The following is a 15843-nucleotide window of genomic DNA, read 5'->3' as shown; positions in this document are numbered from 1 at the left end:
TTGCGTTACGCCGACCAGTCGAACAGAGTGTCGCCAGTGGCGACGTCCCCACCGACGGAAGGGGATTCGACGGTGTCCGGTTTGGAATCCATCACGACTACCGGGCAGATCGCCGAGTAACCGGTCGTGTCGATGTGCGCTGGATCGAAGCTGACAATGGGATCACCCGCATCGACGGTGTCACCCTCGGCGGCGATGAGGGTGAATCCGTCGCCTTCGAGCTTGACCGTGTCGATGCCGATATGGACCAGCACGCCGGTGGCTTTCTCGCCGAAGATCACGAACGCGTGGGGGTGAAGTTTCAGGATCTTTCCGCTGATCGGCGCCACGACCGTGAGTGGGCCCTGACCGCGAGCGGGTTCGATCGCGACGCCCGAGCCGACCATCTGCTGAGCGAACACCGGGTCCGGTACGTCAGCGAGTGCGACGACCCGACCGGGGAGCGGGGCGAGGACGACCGTCACAGGATGTCCTCGATGTCCTCGGCAAGGGTGTCGGCCTCGGGCCCGACGATGACCTGGACAACCGTTCCGGCCTTGAGTACGCCGTGTGCGCCGGCAGCCTTGAGAGCGGACTCGTTCACCTTCGCTCCGTCCTTGACCTCGGTACGCAGGCGGGTGATGCAAGCCTCGATCTCGACGATGTTCTCTGCGCCGCCGAGGCCCTTGATGATTGCTTCCGCTTTCGACATTTGCTGCTCCTGATTGTCGGGTTGGTCGTGATCGTTGAACGGTCGTGCAGGTGGGCTGACTAGTTGCTGGTCAAGGCTATCCCGGTTACGTATGTCACATTTGGGTGTTGACAACTCGCCTCCACCAGGTAAAACTACAACTGGTTATGACCGGACAGTACCCGTTGGAAGTCCGGCTCCACAACAGTTTCGACAAAACGGTTTCGGCCTCACTTCCGAGCAAGAACCGTGACCTGCATTTTCACGAAACCTGCACGTGTACGACACCCGAATTTCCAGAACCAGCGGCCGATCGCGACGCGGCCCGGCGAACGAAGAAGGTCCTTGATGACTCTCGAAGACACCCCGAAGAAGGAATCGAAAGTGTTCGCCGGGGTTCAACGCCTCGGCCGAAGCTTGATGCTTCCGATCGCCGTTCTGCCGGCTGCGGGAATCTTGCTCCGCCTCGGCCAGGACGACCTGCTCGGGCGATTCAGTTCGATGCACAGTGCTGCTGCAGTGATCTCTGCGGCAGGACAAGCAGTCTTCACGTGGCTGCCGCTGATCTTCGCCGTCGGTATCGCGATCGGCTGGGCCAAGAAGGCCGACGGATCGACTGCCTTGGCAGCCGTCGTCGGCTACATGGTGATCGACGGCGTGTTCAAGGCGATGTCGCCGATCGTCCTCGAAGGGAAGACGGACCCGAACGGGGATCAATCCCTGATCAACTACGGTGTGCTCGCCGGTATCGTGATGGGCTTGCTGTCGGCGATCTTGTGGCAGCGGTTCTATCGAACGAAGCTTCCCGATTATCTCGGGTTCTTCAACGGGCGCAGGCTCGTTCCCATCCTGACAGCGATCACCGGTCTTGTGGTCGGTGTCCTGATGGCATTCGTGTACCCCTTGTTCAACTCCGGCCTCAACTGGGTCGGTGAAGCAGTTGCTTCCAATACTGTTGTGGGCGGCGGCATTTACGGCGCAGCGAACCGCCTCCTGATCCCCACGGGCCTGCACCACATCTTGAACTCCGCCGTGTGGTTCCTGATCGGCGACTACCAGGACGCGAGCGGTCAAATCGTTCGCGGTGACCTCAACCGGTTCTTCGCCGGCGACCCCTCCGCCGGTACGTTCATGACCGGCTTCTTCCCGATCATGATGTTCGCCCTCCCCGCTGCAGCCTTCGCAATCTGGCGTAACGCCAAGCCTTCTCAGAAGAAGCTCGTCGGCGGCATCATGCTCTCCACCGGCCTGACCGCATTCCTCACCGGTATCACCGAGCCGCTCGAATTCTCCTTCATGTTCGTCGCGTGGCCCCTGTACGTCATCCACTCGCTCCTGACCGGAACGTCGATGGCCTTGGTCAATGCGCTCGGGATTCACGACGGATTCACGTTCTCCGCAGGCTTCTTCGACTACGTGTTGAACTTCGGCAAGGCAACCAACGCATGGATGTTGATCCCGATCGGACTCGGCTACGCCGTGATCTACTACTTCCTTTTCAGCTTCGTCATCAAGAAGTGGAATCTGCGCACGCCAGGACGAGAAGAAGAGGTCGAGGTGGCTGCAGGTGAGCCCGACCCAGCGCTGCTCGAAGCCGAACTGGCACTGGCTGCCGAAGGTGACAGCCGCACCGACGCCCCGCTCGTCGCCGAACTGGAAAACAAGCTCGACAAGGAACTGGAAGGACGCTGAACATGGCGATCGCAACCACGACAATCGGATCCCGCGTCGGACTCCACGCACGACCCGCAGCGCTCTTCGCGCGCGCCGCAGCCGATCTACCGGTAGACGTCACCATCGCGCTCGGCGACGGCGAACCCGTCGATGCCTCCAGCATGTTGTCTGTCATGACTCTCGGTGCAGCATTCGGGGATTCGGTGACCTTGCGTGCTGACGGTGACGGCGCCGACGCTGCGGTCGGTTCGCTCGCAGAGCTTCTCGCATCCGAACTGGACGAAGCCTGATGACGGCGAGTGTGGACAACCGCATCGCGGGTATCGGAGTGAGCGCGGGTTCGGTCTGCGCGCCGTGGTTGCGATTCTCCACGCCTGAGCCGACCTCGGCGGCGGACCCGATCACGGGCAGTCCCGAGGCGGAGCTGATCAGGATCCGTGAGGCACTGGACGCCGTCGCGGAGGAACTGCTCTCGCGTGCAAAGACAGTCGAGGGCGTCTCCGCGGAGATCCTGACGATGTCGGCTGCGATGGCGCGCGACGCGGGCATCGTGAAGGCGGCCAAGGCGAACCTGGAATCGGGGCTGCCGACCGCACACGCCGTCGCAGTCGCCTTCGACGCCTTCTGTGAAAAGCTCACGGCGCTCGGCGGGTACATGGCCGAACGGGCAACCGATCTGCGCGATCTCGGGCAGCGAGCCGTGGCCGTTCTTCGAGGGGAGCCGATGCCCGGAATCCCCACTCCCGGTTACCCGTACATACTGGTGGCGCGCGACCTCGCTCCGGCGGATACGGCGACGCTGGGCACCAGTGACGTGGTCGGATTGTTGACTGCCGAAGGAGGTCCGACCAGCCATACGGCTATCTTGGCGAAGTCGCTCGGAATCCCGGCCGTGGTCAACTGCTCGGGAACCGATCTGCTGGCGGAGGGGAAACTTCTCATCCTCGACGGCACCACCGGGACGGTCACCATCGATCCCTCGGCAGAAACGCGCGAGCGCGCAGTCCTCGAAGCATCGTTCGTGGCAGAGCAGTCGGCTTCGGCACAGGGTCCAGGACGCACGCGTGACGGGTTCGCGGTGAGGTTGTCGGCCAACATCGGAACCCTCGAGGACGCCGCGCGGGCCGGAGCGGCGGATTGCGAGGGCGTCGGACTGTTTCGTACCGAATTCTCGTATCTCGGGCGTCACGACGCACCGTCGGTGGAGGAGCAAGCACAGACGTACGCGTCGGTGCTCGGGCACTTCGCCGGACAGAAGGTGGTGGTCCGCACTCTCGATTCGGGTTCGGACAAGCCGTTGCCGTTTCTCGATCTCGGGGTCGAGGAGAATCCGGCCCTTGGTATCCGCGGGCTCCGTGTCGGCACGGTTTATCCCGACACACTCATCAGCCAGCTCGACGCCCTCGCGGCGGCAGGCAATGCGACGGGCGCCGATCTGTGGGTCATGGCGCCGATGGTAGCTACGGCCGACGAGGCGAAAGACTTTGCAGAACTTGCGCGTTCGCGGGGGATCGGCAAGGTCGGAGCAATGATCGAGGTTCCAGCTGCAGCGTTGCGGGCGAAGGATATCCTCGAGCACCTCGATTTTGTCAGTATCGGTACCAATGATCTGAGCCAGTACACCTGCGCCGTGGATCGTATGGCCGGAGGCCTGGCGCAACTGCTCGATCCGTGGCAGCCGGCGGTCCTCGATCTGATCGCGATGGTCGGTCAGGCGGGCGCCGATGCCGGAAAACCTGTTGGTGTGTGCGGAGAATCCGCGTCGGACCCGCTGTTGGCTCCGGTTCTGGTCGGTTTGGGCGTGACGAGTCTGTCGATGTCGGTCCCGGCATTGGGCGCAGTTCGCGCGCAACTGGCCTCTCTCGATCTGGCGGTGTGCAAGGACATGGCCGCGGCGGCGCGGGGCGCGCGAAATCCGATCGAGGGTAGAGCGGCCGTCGCGCGGATTCGCGAGTCGGCATGAGTACATCAGGCTCGGCTACTGTCGGCGATCCGATCGTATTGCGGGGAACTGTGATCGGATCTCCGGCCGGGAAGATTCACGACGGAGTCGTCGTCGTGGACGGCGAAAAGATCAGTTGGGTCGGCTCGGCTGCGGACTATGTGGCGTCCACACCCGTCGTCGTCATTCCGGAACGCACCGACGCGGTGATCATGCCCGGCCTGATCGATGTCCACAGCCACGGCGCCGCGGGTGCTGGTTTCCCGAACACCGACGCCGATGGAGCGAGCCGCGCGGCGGCGCATCATTGTGAGCACGGCACGACCGGAATGCTGGCCAGCCTGGTCTCCGCACCGCGCGCAGATCTGGTGCGACAAGCAACGATGCTCGCCGATCTGGTCGAACGCGGAGAACTTCTGGGTATCCACCTCGAGGGGCCGTTCATCAACGGCGTCCGCTGCGGTGCCCAGGATCCGGCAGCGATCATTCCCGGTGATCCGGATCTGCTCGAAGCCGTGTGTGACGCTGCGCGGGGGACCGTGCGGTCCATGACCTTGGCGCCCGAGACCGAGAATTTCGAAGAGTTGCTCGCGATCATGCGTCATCGCAACATCGTGCCGAGTTTCGGTCACACCGATGCCGACGCGGCAACGACGTCGGCGCGGATCGATGCTGCGGTGCAGGGGGATTGGGCCGGACAGATCAGCGCGACCCACCTCTTCAACGGGATGCCGCCCCTGCACCATCGATCTCCGGGTCCCGTCGCGGCGTGCCTGGCGGCTGCCGCGAGAGGCGAGATGGTGGTGGAACTGATCGCAGACGGTGTGCATCTTGCGCCCGAGACCGTGTCGATGGTCTTCGACGCTGTCGGACCGGACCAGATCGCCTTGGTCAGTGATTCGATGGCCGCGGCGGGAATGGACGACGGCGACTACCAACTCGGTGCGCTCGACGTCACGGTTGCCGACGGAGTGGCAAGACTCGCGACCACCGACGGCAGTTCCGGTGCCATCGCCGGAGGGACTGCAAGATTGCTCGACGTGCTTCGCAGCACTGTCTTCGACGGCGGCGTCGCGCTGGAAGACGCTGTGGCAGCGGCAACTCGGAGCCCAGCGCGTCTGCTGGGACTTGGCGACCTGATCGGATCGCTAGCCGTGGGCTGCCGAGCCGACATCCTGATCACCGATCGTCACTTGCGCCTGGGGCGTGTACTACTCGGCGGAAAAGTCGCCGGAAAGGAAAAATCATGGAAATCGTAATTCAGCCGACACCCGCGGAGGTCGACTCGACCGTCGCGGACATCGTCGAAGGCTACGTCAGAGCCGGGGCGACGACGCTCGGTCTCGCAACGGGGTCGTCGCCGATCGGAACCTATCGTGAACTGGCAGCGAGGCATCGCGACGCCGAACTCGACTTCTCGCTGGCTCGGGCATTCCTGCTCGACGAGTACCTGGGATTGCCGAAACGCCATCCGCAGTCGTACTACTCGGTGATTCGGTCGGAGTTCGTCGATCACGTCAACCTGGATCCCGCGATGGTGTCCAGTCCCAACGGTGAAGCGCCGTGCCCGGAGCAGGAGATCGCCCGGTACGACCAGAGCATCGCGGCGGCCGGGGGAGTGGACGTGCAGTTGCTCGGCATCGGTACCGACGGCCACATCGGCTTCAACGAGCCCGGATCGTCGTTGACCTCGAGAACCCGCGTGAAGACGCTGACCGAGCAGACCCGGATCGACAACGCACGCTTCTTCGACGGTGTGGACGACGTCCCACATCACGTGCTCACCCAGGGGCTCGGAACCATCAGCGATGCAAGGCATCTGGTGATGATCGCGACCGGAGAAGGCAAGGCTGACGCGATCGCCGCTGCCGTCGAAGGTCCGTTGTCTGCTTTCTGCCCGGCTTCGGTGATGCAATTGCATCGCCATGTCACCGTCGTCATCGACGAAGCTGCGGCCAGTTCACTCAAACTTGCCGACTACTACCGGTATGCGCTCGAACACAAGCCGTCGTGGCAGTCCTTCTGACATGACGGTTCTGGAGCTGGCTGTGCAGGACGTGCGGGGGGCGAGGATCGCGCGTTCGGTGGGAGCGACTCGAGTCGAGTTGTGTGCGGCACTCGGCCCGACGGGGGGATTGACGCCCAGCATCGGAGTGATCGAGGCTGTGTCGGAAGTGGGGATCGCGGTTCACCCGCTGATCCGTCCGCGCGCCGGAGGTTTTGTGTTCTCACCCGACGAAGTGTGGGTGATGGAGCACGACGTACATGCTGCTGTGGCCGGTGGAGCTTCCGGCATCGTGATCGGCGCGCTGACAGAAGACAATTCGATCGACACCGTCGTGCTGCGCCGCATCATCGGATGCGTGGACCGGGCGAGAGTCGAGGTGACAGTACATCGTGCGATGGACGTGGTGACCGACCGTCTGACTGCGCTGGACGAACTGATCGACCTGGGCGTGACCCGCGTGCTGACGTCCGGGGGTGCGGACACTTGCAACGAGGGACTCGACGAGATCGGTCGAATGGTCGAACATGCCGCGGGCCGGATCCAGATCATGGCCGGTGGCGGAATAACCGTCGACGAGATCCCGGCAATCGCCGCCGTCGGCGTCGATGCGGTGCATCTCTCGGCACGCAAGGTTGTCGCAGTTTCCGGCGGACCTGGTGGGGGATCGGACGGATACGACGTCACCGATGCAGTAGTCGCGCAGGAAGCGGCAGCCGCGCTCCGCGCTGTGCGCCTTTATTAACCCCCCGCGGTTAATAAAGGCGCACAGCCCTTGGGCTCTAGACATACATGGACATCCAACTATAGGATGGTAGACATATTCACTGCTGCCTCCTGGGCGGTCCATACGAGCAAGGAACGGGTTAGCACAATGGTTGAAAATGCGACGGTTCACGAGTTGACGCACTTCGTCGGTGGCAAGCGTGTTCCCGGGACATCTGATCGATTTGCGGACGTGTTCGATCCCAACACCGGCAAGGTGCAGGCCCGCGTCCCCCTCGCGAGCAAGGCTGAGACCGAAGCCATCATCGCCAATGCCGAAGAGGCGCAGCAGGTGTGGGCAGCGTTCAACCCGCAGAAGCGCGCCCGCGTGCTGATGAAGTTCCTGCAGCTCGCTCAGGCCGAGATGGATTCTCTGGCCCGCCTCCTCTCGTCCGAGCACGGCAAGACCGTCGCCGATGCCAAGGGTGACATCCAGCGTGGCCTCGAGGTCATCGAGTTCGCCGTCGGCGCTCCGCACCTGCTCAAGGGTGAATTCACCGAGAGTGCCGGCACCGGCATCGACGTGTACTCCATGCGTCAGCCGCTCGGCGTCGTCGCAGGCATCACGCCCTTCAACTTCCCCGCGATGATCCCGCTGTGGAAGGCCGGCCCCGCCCTCGCCGCCGGTAACGCCTTCATCCTCAAGCCCTCCGAGCGCGACCCCTCCGTGCCGCTGCGCCTGGCCGAGTTGTTCCTCGAAGCGGGACTGCCCGCGGGTGTGTTCAACGTGGTCAACGGTGACAAGGAAGTTGTCGACGTTCTGCTCACCGACGATCGCATCAAGGCCGTCGGCTTCGTCGGCTCCACGCCGATCGCTCAGTACATCTACGAGACGGCCGCAGCTCACGGCAAGCGCGCACAGTGCTTCGGTGGCGCCAAGAACCACGCGATCGTCATGCCGGACGCCGACCTCGACGAGGTTGCCGACGCCCTGATCGGTGCGGGCTACGGCAGCGCCGGCGAGCGTTGCATGGCCATCTCGGTTGCCGTTCCCGTCGGCGAGGAGACTGCGGACGCTCTTGTCGCGAAGCTGAAGGAGCGCGTCGCGAAGCTCAAGATCGGTCGCAGTGACGACGAAGGTGTCGATTTCGGACCGCTCGTTTGCCAGGATGCCCTCGACCGCGTCAACAACTACGTGCAGATCGGCATCGACGAGGGCGCAACGGCAGTCGTCGACGGCCGCGGCTTCACCCTCGAAGGCCACGAAGGTGGATTCTTCGCCGGCGCAACCCTGTTCGACAACGTCACCTCGGACATGCGCATCTACAAGGAAGAGATCTTCGGACCCGTCCTTCAGGTGGTCCGCGCTGCCGATTACGAAGAGGCACTGCGTCTTCCGACCGAACACGAGTACGGCAACGGCGTCTCCATCTTCACCCGCGACGGCGACACCGCGCGTGACTTCACCGCTCGCGTCAACGTCGGCATGGTCGGCGTGAACGTGCCGATCCCGGTCCCGATCGCGTACCACACCTTCGGTGGCTGGAAGCGCTCCGGATTCGGTGACCTGAACCAGCACGGTCCCGACTCCTTCCGCTTCTACACCAAGACCAAGACCGTGACGCAGCGCTGGCCTTCCGGCAAGAAGGAAGAGACCAACCACTTCGTCATCCCCACGATGAACTGATCGGAACACTTCCATGTTTACTCTGACCGATGACGAGCGGGCGATTCGTGACACTGCCCGCGACTTCGCGGCCGAGCATCTGGCGCCCAACGCAGTGGAGTGGGATCAGACCAAGCATTTCCCGGTGGACGTCCTCCGTAAGGCGGCGTCCCTGGGGATGGGCGGTATCTACATTCGTGAAGACGTGGGTGGCAGTGAGCTGAGCCGCGTCGACGCTGCACGGATCTTCGAAGAGCTGGCCAAGGGCGATCCGTCGATCGCCGCGTACATCTCCATCCACAACATGGTCACGTGGATGATCGACCAGTTCGGCAACGACGAACAGCGCCACAAGTGGGTTCCCGGACTCTGCTCGATGGATCAACTGGGCAGCTACTGCCTCACCGAACCCGGCGCTGGCTCCGATGCTGCGGGCTTGAGCACCAAGGCCGTTCGCGACGGTGACGACTACATCCTCAACGGCGTCAAGCAGTTCATCTCCGGCGCAGGCACTTCCGACGTGTACGTCGTGATGGCGCGCACCGGATCTGCCGGCGCCAAGGGGATCTCGGCGTTCATCGTGCCCAAGGATTCGCCCGGACTGTCCTTCGGTGCCAACGAGGTCAAGATGGGCTGGAACGCGCAGCCCACCCGTCAGGTGATCTTCGAAGACGTGCGAGTCCCTGCCGCCAACATGCTCGGTGAAGAGGGCAGCGGCTTCCGCATCGCCATGAAGGGTCTCAACGGCGGCCGGCTGAACATCGCCGCCTGCTCGGTTGGTGGGGCCCAGGCAGCGCTCGAGAAGGCAGTCGCATATCTGGTGGACCGCAAAGCTTTCGGTTCGGCACTGATCGAGTCGCAGGCCCTGCAGTTCCAGCTCGCCGACATGCGTACCGAACTCGAAGCGGCCAGGACGTTGCTGTGGCGCGCCGCTGCCGCACTCGAAGACGGAGCGTCCGACGTCGTGGAGTTGTGTGCGATGGCCAAGCGCTTTGCCACCGACACCGGATTCGACGTAGCCAACAAGGCCCTCCAGCTTCACGGCGGGTACGGCTATCTTGCTGAGTACGGGATCGAGAAGATCGTCCGCGATCTTCGGGTTCATCAGATCCTCGAAGGCAGCAACGAGATCATGAGGGTGGTCATCGCCCGCAGCGTGGTCGCATCAGGTCAGGGAAAGCAGGGAGCAGCATGAGCGACGAGCTCGAGGTATTGATCGAAAAGCGTGACGGACTGGGGCTCATCACTCTCAACCGTCCCAAGGCGATCAACGCCCTCAACCACTCGATGGTCAAGGCGATGGCCAAGGCCCTCGAGGAATGGAAGTCCGACGAGGACGTCAAGGCAGTCGTACTCACGGGCGCCGGCGAGCGTGGTCTGTGCGCCGGCGGCGACATCGTCTCGATCTACCATGACGCCAAGGACGGCAAGACCGGTTCGCTCGACTTCTGGCGTGAGGAGTACATCCTCAACTCCGAGATCGCGAACTACCCGAAGCCGTACGTCGCGATCATGGACGGGATCGTCATGGGCGGTGGCGTCGGAGTGTCCGCACACGGCGACATTCGCATCGTGACCGAGCGCTCGATGATCGGAATGCCCGAGACCGGAATCGGTTTCATTCCAGACGTGGGCGGAACTTACCTGCTCTCGCGTGCTCCCGGTGAACTCGGGACGCACATCGCGCTCACCACGGCGCGACTGAGCGCCGGCGATGCCATCGCAGCAGGTTTCGCTGACCACTTCATCCCGTCGGAGAACATCGAGACGTTCATCGTCGCACTCGCGTCGTCTTCGGTTGCCGACGCCGTGGCGCAGTACGCGGAGCCGGCTCCGGTGTCGGAACTGTTGGCCCAGCAGAGCTGGATCGACGCCGCGTACTCGGCCGACGACGTATCCACGATCGTCGAGCGTCTTCGAGCGAGTGGAATCCCCGAAGCGGAGAAGGCAGCGGAGCAGATTCTCGGCAAGTCCCCGATTGCACTGTCGGTGACCCTGCGATCCCTTCGACATGCCAAGGAAGCAGCAAGCTTGGAAGAAGTCCTCAACGAGGAGTTCCGGGTCTCGACCGCTGCGCTCGCCTCACACGATCTGGTCGAGGGCATTCGCGCCCAGGTCGTGGAGAAGGACCGAAACCCGAAGTGGTTGCCGGCAACTCTCGACGACGTCACGGCAGAATCCGTCGACGCCTACTTCGCCCCGTTGGGCGACAACGAGCTCGGACTCGCCCCTCAACCGCAAGGCAACTGATCACCGCCGAAGGAGCATCACTAATGAGCACCATTGGATTTATCGGACTCGGTCACATGGGTGGCCCGATGGCGGCCAATCTCGTCAAGGCCGGACACAAGGTCGTCGGTTTCGACCTGGCACCTGCGGCGCTGGAGCAGGCAGTCAAAGACGGTGCATCGGTAGCGGATTCGGCGGTCGACGCCGTTCGCGGTGCCGACGTCGTGATCACGATGCTGCCGAGCGGTAAGCACGTTCTGGGTCTGTACGAAGAGCTGCTGCCGGTGGCAACACCGGGCACGCTGTTCATCGACTGTTCCACCATCGACGTCGCCGACGCCCGCGAGGCACACGACAAGGCCGAAGCGGCCGGTCACCGCAGCGTCGACGCTCCGGTCTCCGGTGGAGTCGTCGGGGCTACCGCAGGCACGCTGGCATTCATGGTCGGCGGTTCCGAGGCTGACTTCCAAGCCGCGTCACCGTTGCTGGACGTGATGGGCCGCAAGGTCGTTCACTGCGGCGACGCCGGTGTCGGCCAGGCAGCCAAGATCTGCAACAACATGATCCTCGGCATTTCGATGATCGCGATCAGCGAGGCGTTCGTGTTGGGCGAAAAGCTCGGACTGAGCAACCAGGCGCTCTTCGACGTGGCGTCCAACGCCTCGGGACAGTGCTGGGCACTGACCACCAACTGCCCGGTACCGGGACCTGTGCCCACCAGCCCGGCCAACAACGACTACCAGCCTGGCTTTGCTGTTGCACTGATGGACAAGGACCTCGGTCTGGCAGCAAATGCGCTGCGCAACAACGGCGTCGATGCGGAGATCGGACTCAAGGCCGCCGAACTCTACAGTCGCTTCCATGCCGCGGGCGGTGGCGGTCAGGACTTCTCTGCCATCATCAACGACATCCGTGACCGTTCGACCGAAGGACAGTAGTGACCGACTTCAACACCATCATCCTCGAGCGTAAGGGTCGCGTCGGCGTCATCACGCTCAACCGCCCGAAGGCTCTCAACGCGCTGAACTCCGAGCTGATGAACGAGGTCGTCGCCGCGGTTGCCGACCTCGAAGCGGACAACGGCATCGGAGCCATCCTGATCACCGGTTCCGAGCGCGCCTTCGCCGCCGGTGCCGACATCAAGGAAATGCAGTCCAAGACGTACATGGACGCATACGTCGAGGATTTCTTCACCCCGTGGGACCGCGTCGCAGCAGCTCGTAAGCCGCTGATCGCCGCCGTCTCCGGATACGCGCTCGGTGGTGGCTGCGAGCTTGCGATGCTCTGCGATTTCATCATCGCTTCGGATACCGCGAAGTTCGGCCAGCCCGAGATCAAGCTCGGTGTCATTCCGGGTATCGGTGGCTCGCAGCGCCTTACGCGCGCCGTGGGCAAGGCCAAGGCCATGGAGCTGTGCCTCACCGGTCGCAACATGGACGCAGAAGAAGCCGAACGTGCAGGCCTGGTTGCCCGGATCGTTCCGGCCGCCGATCTGCTCGACGATGCCCTGAAGACCGCAACCACCATCGCCGAGATGTCGCTGCCGATTGCGATGATGGCCAAGGAAGCAGTCAACCGGTCCTTCGAGACCACCCTCGCCGAGGGCGTCCGCTTCGAGCGTCGGGTGTTCCACTCGACCTTCGCGACGGAGGATCAGAAGGAAGGCATGACCGCGTTCGTGGAGAAGCGGTCGGCAGAATTCAAGCATCGCTGAATTTCAACAGCGCCGAATTTCAACAGCGCTGAAACTGCCCTCACACTCGTCGAGAGTGTGAGGGCAGTTTCTTTGTGTGTACGGGTGGTCGGTTCACCACTTGGTCGGTGCGCCGCCGGTGTCGAAGTCACCCGCAGTCTTGCGAAGTTCAGTGAGGATCGTCACCAATTGCTCGAGCTTGTCCTGCTGGAGTCCGGGGTGAGCGAACACCTTGCTGTTGAGCATTTCGGTGGCTTCGAGGGCCAGTGCGCGACCGGCGTCCGAGATCTCGATGAGCGTTGCACGGCGATCGCTGGGATGCGGGACCCGCCTGACCAACTCCGCTTTCTCCAAACGGTCGACGGCATTGGTGACGCTGGTGGGGTGAACCTGGAGTCGGGCACTTGCCTTGGCCATCGGGAGTGCGCCCGACCTGGTGAAGGTGAGAAGCGTCAGCAGTTCGTAGCGGGCGAAGGTCAGCCCGAGAGGCTTGAGTACCTCTTCGACCCGCGCCATCATGATCTGCTGCGCACGCATCACCGACGTGACCGCAGCCATACCGTCGGCGACATCGCTCCAACCGTGCTTCGTCCACTGACGATGCGCCTCTTCGATGGGGTCGAGGGGGAGCGGCGCGGGGGGAGACATAAGTTCGATCATCCCATGCTGGCAAGCGGTCGGGTGCCTTGTCTGATTGTGTGTCGCAGCCGCTTACGTCTGTAGAGTCCCACGGGTGATTTCAATCCTCGTAGCGGGTGGCGTCTCGTTGTTCGTCGCGCTCTTCCTGACTCCGTTTCTCATTCGTGTGCTTTCGCGGCAGGGGCTCGGGCACGAGATTCGGATCGAGGGTCCGCAGAGTCATCAGGGCAAGCGTGGCACCCCGTCGATGGGCGGGATCGCGATCATCGCCGGCATGTGGGCGGGCTACCTGGCGGCACACATCATCGGATTCGGCTCGCGGCTACCGCGGCTGTCTGCATCCGGTTGGCTGGTTCTCGCGCTCGCCACGTCACTGGGAATCGTCGGCTTTCTCGACGACTTCATCAAGATCCGTAAGAAGCGCAATCTCGGGCTCAACAAGACAGCGAAGACCGTCGGTCAGCTGGCGAGTGCCATCATCTTCGGCATTTTGTTCCTGCAGTTCTCCAACAACAACGGAGTCACTCCCGGAAGCCAGTACCTGTCCCATGTTCGTGACATCTCGGTGTTCTCCATGGGTGCCATCGGCTTTGTGGTCTTCTTCTGCATTCTGGTGTTCGCCTGGTCCAACGCCGTCAATTTCACCGACGGCCTCGACGGTCTCGCGGCCGGTTCGATGGGCATGATCCTGGGGACCTACGTCGTCATCGCCGGTTGGCAGTACCGGAACTCGTGTGTCCTCGAGCCTGCCGCCGGTTGCTACGACGTTCGTGACCCTCTCGATCTAGCGATCGTCGCTGCCGCAGCAGGCGGGGCGTGCCTCGGCTTCCTCTGGTGGAATGCCGCCCCGGCTCAGATCTTCATGGGCGACACCGGCTCCTTGGCACTCGGCGGCCTGGTTGTCGGCCTGTCCGTCACGACGCACACCGAGCTGCTGATGGTCATCATCGGCGCCCTGTTCGTCGCTGAGATCCTGTCGGTGATCATCCAGGTTCTGGTCTTCCGATCGTCCGGTCGACGCGTATTCAAGATGGCCCCGATCCATCATCACTTCGAGTTACTCGGTTGGCCGGAAACCGTCGTGATCGCAAGATTCTGGATCTTCGTCGCGATCTCGTGCGTCCTGGGACTTGCCACCTTCTACAGCGAGTGGTTCTCCGCTGCCGGTTAGACCGATTCACTCTTTCGGGTCGTAGCCAGAAGAGCGATCAGACCGAGCGACACACACGCCGTCATCGTGACGGCCAGGGCTGTGCTCGTGTTTCCCAGTAGGCCGACGGCCGGCGCGATGGCCGCACCGACGCCGAACTGGAATGCACCGAGCATTGCGGCGGCAGTACCGGCCGCTTCGCCGTGACGAGCGAGCGCCAGTGCCGGGGCGTTGGGCAGAACGAACCCGATGGCGCCGGCCATGACCCACAGTGCGATCACGAATCCAGCGAGCCCGCCCAGTTCCAGGACCGCGACAGCAATGACGACGGCCCCGGAGACAACGGCAGCCACGAGGGCCCACTTGGTGATCTGCTGAGGAGTCCACCGGTCGAGCAGTCGGACGTTTACCTGCGAAGCGCCGATCAACGCAATCGCGCCCGCACTGAAGAGCAGTGCGAACTCCTGCTGATTGAGGCCGTACTGATCCTGATAGACAAACGACGCGCCGGAGACATACGCGAACAACGACGCCATGCCGACGCTGGAGACGAGCGTGAGGACCATGAACGTGCGGTCGCCGAGCAGCGAACCGTAGGTACGGAGAACCGACGTCAATCCGCTCGGGCGACGCTTTTCCTTCGGCAATGTTTCGGACAGTCCGAACGCACCGATCATCGTTGTGCCGACGCCGATCAGTGCCAGTACGACGAAGATCCCGCGCCAGTCGAGGGCGACGAGGAGGGCGCCACCGATGCTGGGCGCCAGGATCGGCGCAACGCCGAGCACGAGCATCAGCCGGCTCATCACGACGGCAACGGTGTTACCGCTGTAGAGGTCGCGGACGATCGCCATGGTGACCACTGCCGCGGCCGCCGCGCCCATGCCCTGGAAAACCCGCAGGATGCCGAGGACAGCGATGCTCGGTGCGAAGACCGCCAGCAGCGAAGCCAGGATGTGCACACCGATCCCGGCGAGCAGCGGCTTCTTGCGGCCGAGAGTGTCCGAAAGCGGCCCGACCAACAGCTGTCCGAGTGCGAGGCCGATGAGGGTTCCGGTGATCGTCAGCTGAACCGTTGACGACGAGACTCCGAGATCGGCACCGATATCCGGCAGCGCGGGCAAGTACATGTCGATGGTGAAGGGCCCGAGCGCCGTCATGGAACCGAGGGCAAGAATCTTCCCGACGCTCGGCTTACGGTCGATACTGCTCGTTTCCAGCGGGGCTGCCTTCACGGGCGGGGCGATGGCGGTGTTCTCGGCACTCATGAAACCTTCTGGGTTGTCTGGGTCTGGCGAACTGCTCGGTCGTTCGGGCGAAATTCGTATGACCTGCGCCCACCGAGGGAGTCAGCATCGAGACTGACCGATTTGTTCCCGAAGGGCCCGCACTTTTCCCAGAGACTGGAACGCTTGGTGAGAATGCACTCGAATCATGCTGAGCGGAACTGTGGTTCGAGATCGTCACTCA

Annotated in this window: 16 protein-coding genes; 12 read left to right on the top strand and 4 right to left on the bottom strand. The window is 63.1% G+C overall.

Annotated features, from left to right (window positions below):
• Nucleotides 1–5 precede the first annotated feature (5 nt).
• Together KTR60_RS18940 and KTR60_RS18935 are read right to left on the bottom strand one after the other, a co-directional pair.
• Nucleotides 6–464, bottom strand: a complete 459-nt coding sequence (locus tag KTR60_RS18940) for a PTS sugar transporter subunit IIA (protein ID WP_019749215.1) — start codon at nt 462–464, stop codon at nt 6–8.
• Complete coding sequence (locus KTR60_RS18935) at nt 461–691, bottom strand: glucose PTS transporter subunit EIIB (RefSeq protein ID WP_003941324.1); 231 nt, start codon at nt 689–691, stop codon at nt 461–463. Before KTR60_RS18935 ends, KTR60_RS18940 begins: the two co-directional genes overlap by 4 nt.
• Nucleotides 692–1018: 327 nt before the next feature.
• Here KTR60_RS18935 and KTR60_RS18930 point away from each other — a divergent pair, with 327 nt between their 5' ends.
• From KTR60_RS18930 to KTR60_RS18880, 11 genes are all read left to right on the top strand, one after another.
• Nucleotides 1019–2362, top strand: coding sequence for a PTS transporter subunit EIIC (locus KTR60_RS18930; RefSeq protein ID WP_003941307.1), 1344 nt, complete (start codon nt 1019–1021; stop codon nt 2360–2362).
• Nucleotides 2363–2364: 2 nt separating this feature from the next.
• Nucleotides 2365–2634 carry an HPr family phosphocarrier protein gene (locus tag KTR60_RS18925; protein WP_003941322.1) on the top strand — a complete coding sequence of 90 codons (270 nt, stop codon included), beginning with the start codon at nt 2365–2367 and terminating at the stop codon, nt 2632–2634.
• A complete protein-coding gene (gene ptsP, locus KTR60_RS18920; protein WP_030537313.1) occupies nt 2634–4307 on the top strand; it encodes a phosphoenolpyruvate--protein phosphotransferase in 1674 nt (557 codons plus the stop codon). Before KTR60_RS18925 ends, ptsP begins: the two co-directional genes overlap by 1 nt.
• Entirely contained in the window at nt 4304–5545 is a 1242-nt protein-coding gene (locus KTR60_RS18915; RefSeq protein WP_080712786.1) for an N-acetylglucosamine-6-phosphate deacetylase, read from the top strand. The genes ptsP and KTR60_RS18915 overlap by 4 nt, the downstream gene beginning before the upstream one ends.
• Complete coding sequence (nagB, locus tag KTR60_RS18910) at nt 5533–6312, top strand: glucosamine-6-phosphate deaminase (protein WP_007726140.1); 780 nt, start codon at nt 5533–5535, stop codon at nt 6310–6312. The genes KTR60_RS18915 and nagB overlap by 13 nt, the downstream gene beginning before the upstream one ends.
• Before the next feature lies 1 nt (nt 6313).
• Nucleotides 6314–7036: a copper homeostasis protein CutC gene (locus KTR60_RS18905; RefSeq protein WP_047270176.1), complete on the top strand. Its 723-nt coding sequence runs from the start codon at nt 6314–6316 to the stop codon at nt 7034–7036.
• Between the two features lie 129 nt (nt 7037–7165).
• On the top strand, nt 7166–8683 hold the full coding sequence (locus KTR60_RS18900) for a CoA-acylating methylmalonate-semialdehyde dehydrogenase (RefSeq protein WP_003941275.1): 1518 nt from the start codon (nt 7166–7168) through the stop codon (nt 8681–8683).
• Nucleotides 8684–8696: 13 nt separating this feature from the next.
• A complete protein-coding gene (locus KTR60_RS18895) occupies nt 8697–9857 on the top strand; it encodes an isobutyryl-CoA dehydrogenase (protein WP_007726145.1) in 1161 nt (386 codons plus the stop codon).
• Nucleotides 9854–10912, top strand: a complete 1059-nt coding sequence (locus KTR60_RS18890) for an enoyl-CoA hydratase/isomerase family protein (protein ID WP_228401149.1) — start codon at nt 9854–9856, stop codon at nt 10910–10912. The genes KTR60_RS18895 and KTR60_RS18890 overlap by 4 nt, the downstream gene beginning before the upstream one ends.
• 23 nt (nt 10913–10935) lie before the next feature.
• Nucleotides 10936–11829 carry a 3-hydroxyisobutyrate dehydrogenase gene (gene mmsB / locus KTR60_RS18885; protein WP_003941308.1) on the top strand — a complete coding sequence of 298 codons (894 nt, stop codon included), beginning with the start codon at nt 10936–10938 and terminating at the stop codon, nt 11827–11829.
• Nucleotides 11829–12605, top strand: a complete 777-nt coding sequence (locus KTR60_RS18880; RefSeq protein WP_003941374.1) for an enoyl-CoA hydratase — start codon at nt 11829–11831, stop codon at nt 12603–12605. Before mmsB ends, KTR60_RS18880 begins: the two co-directional genes overlap by 1 nt.
• 93 nt (nt 12606–12698) lie before the next feature.
• Here the strand turns inward: KTR60_RS18880 and KTR60_RS18875 are convergent, their stop codons facing one another.
• A complete protein-coding gene (locus tag KTR60_RS18875; protein WP_020970065.1) occupies nt 12699–13232 on the bottom strand; it encodes a MarR family winged helix-turn-helix transcriptional regulator in 534 nt (177 codons plus the stop codon).
• A gap of 85 nt (nt 13233–13317) precedes the next feature.
• Here KTR60_RS18875 and mraY point away from each other — a divergent pair, with 85 nt between their 5' ends.
• Nucleotides 13318–14394 carry a phospho-N-acetylmuramoyl-pentapeptide-transferase gene (gene mraY, locus KTR60_RS18870; protein WP_003941316.1) on the top strand — a complete coding sequence of 359 codons (1077 nt, stop codon included), beginning with the start codon at nt 13318–13320 and terminating at the stop codon, nt 14392–14394.
• On the opposite strand, the gene KTR60_RS18865 is transcribed toward mraY, so the two are convergent.
• A complete protein-coding gene (locus KTR60_RS18865) occupies nt 14391–15641 on the bottom strand; it encodes a multidrug effflux MFS transporter (protein WP_228401148.1) in 1251 nt (416 codons plus the stop codon). The two genes, mraY and KTR60_RS18865, sit on opposite strands and share 4 nt — an antisense overlap.
• Nucleotides 15642–15843: the final 202 nt, after the last annotated feature.

The sequence above is a fragment of the Rhodococcus sp. C1 genome (genome assembly GCF_020809065.1).
Classification (GTDB): Bacteria; Actinomycetota; Actinomycetes; order Mycobacteriales; family Mycobacteriaceae; genus Rhodococcus_F; species Rhodococcus_F qingshengii.
This window is presented reverse-complemented; position numbering and strand designations above follow the sequence as displayed.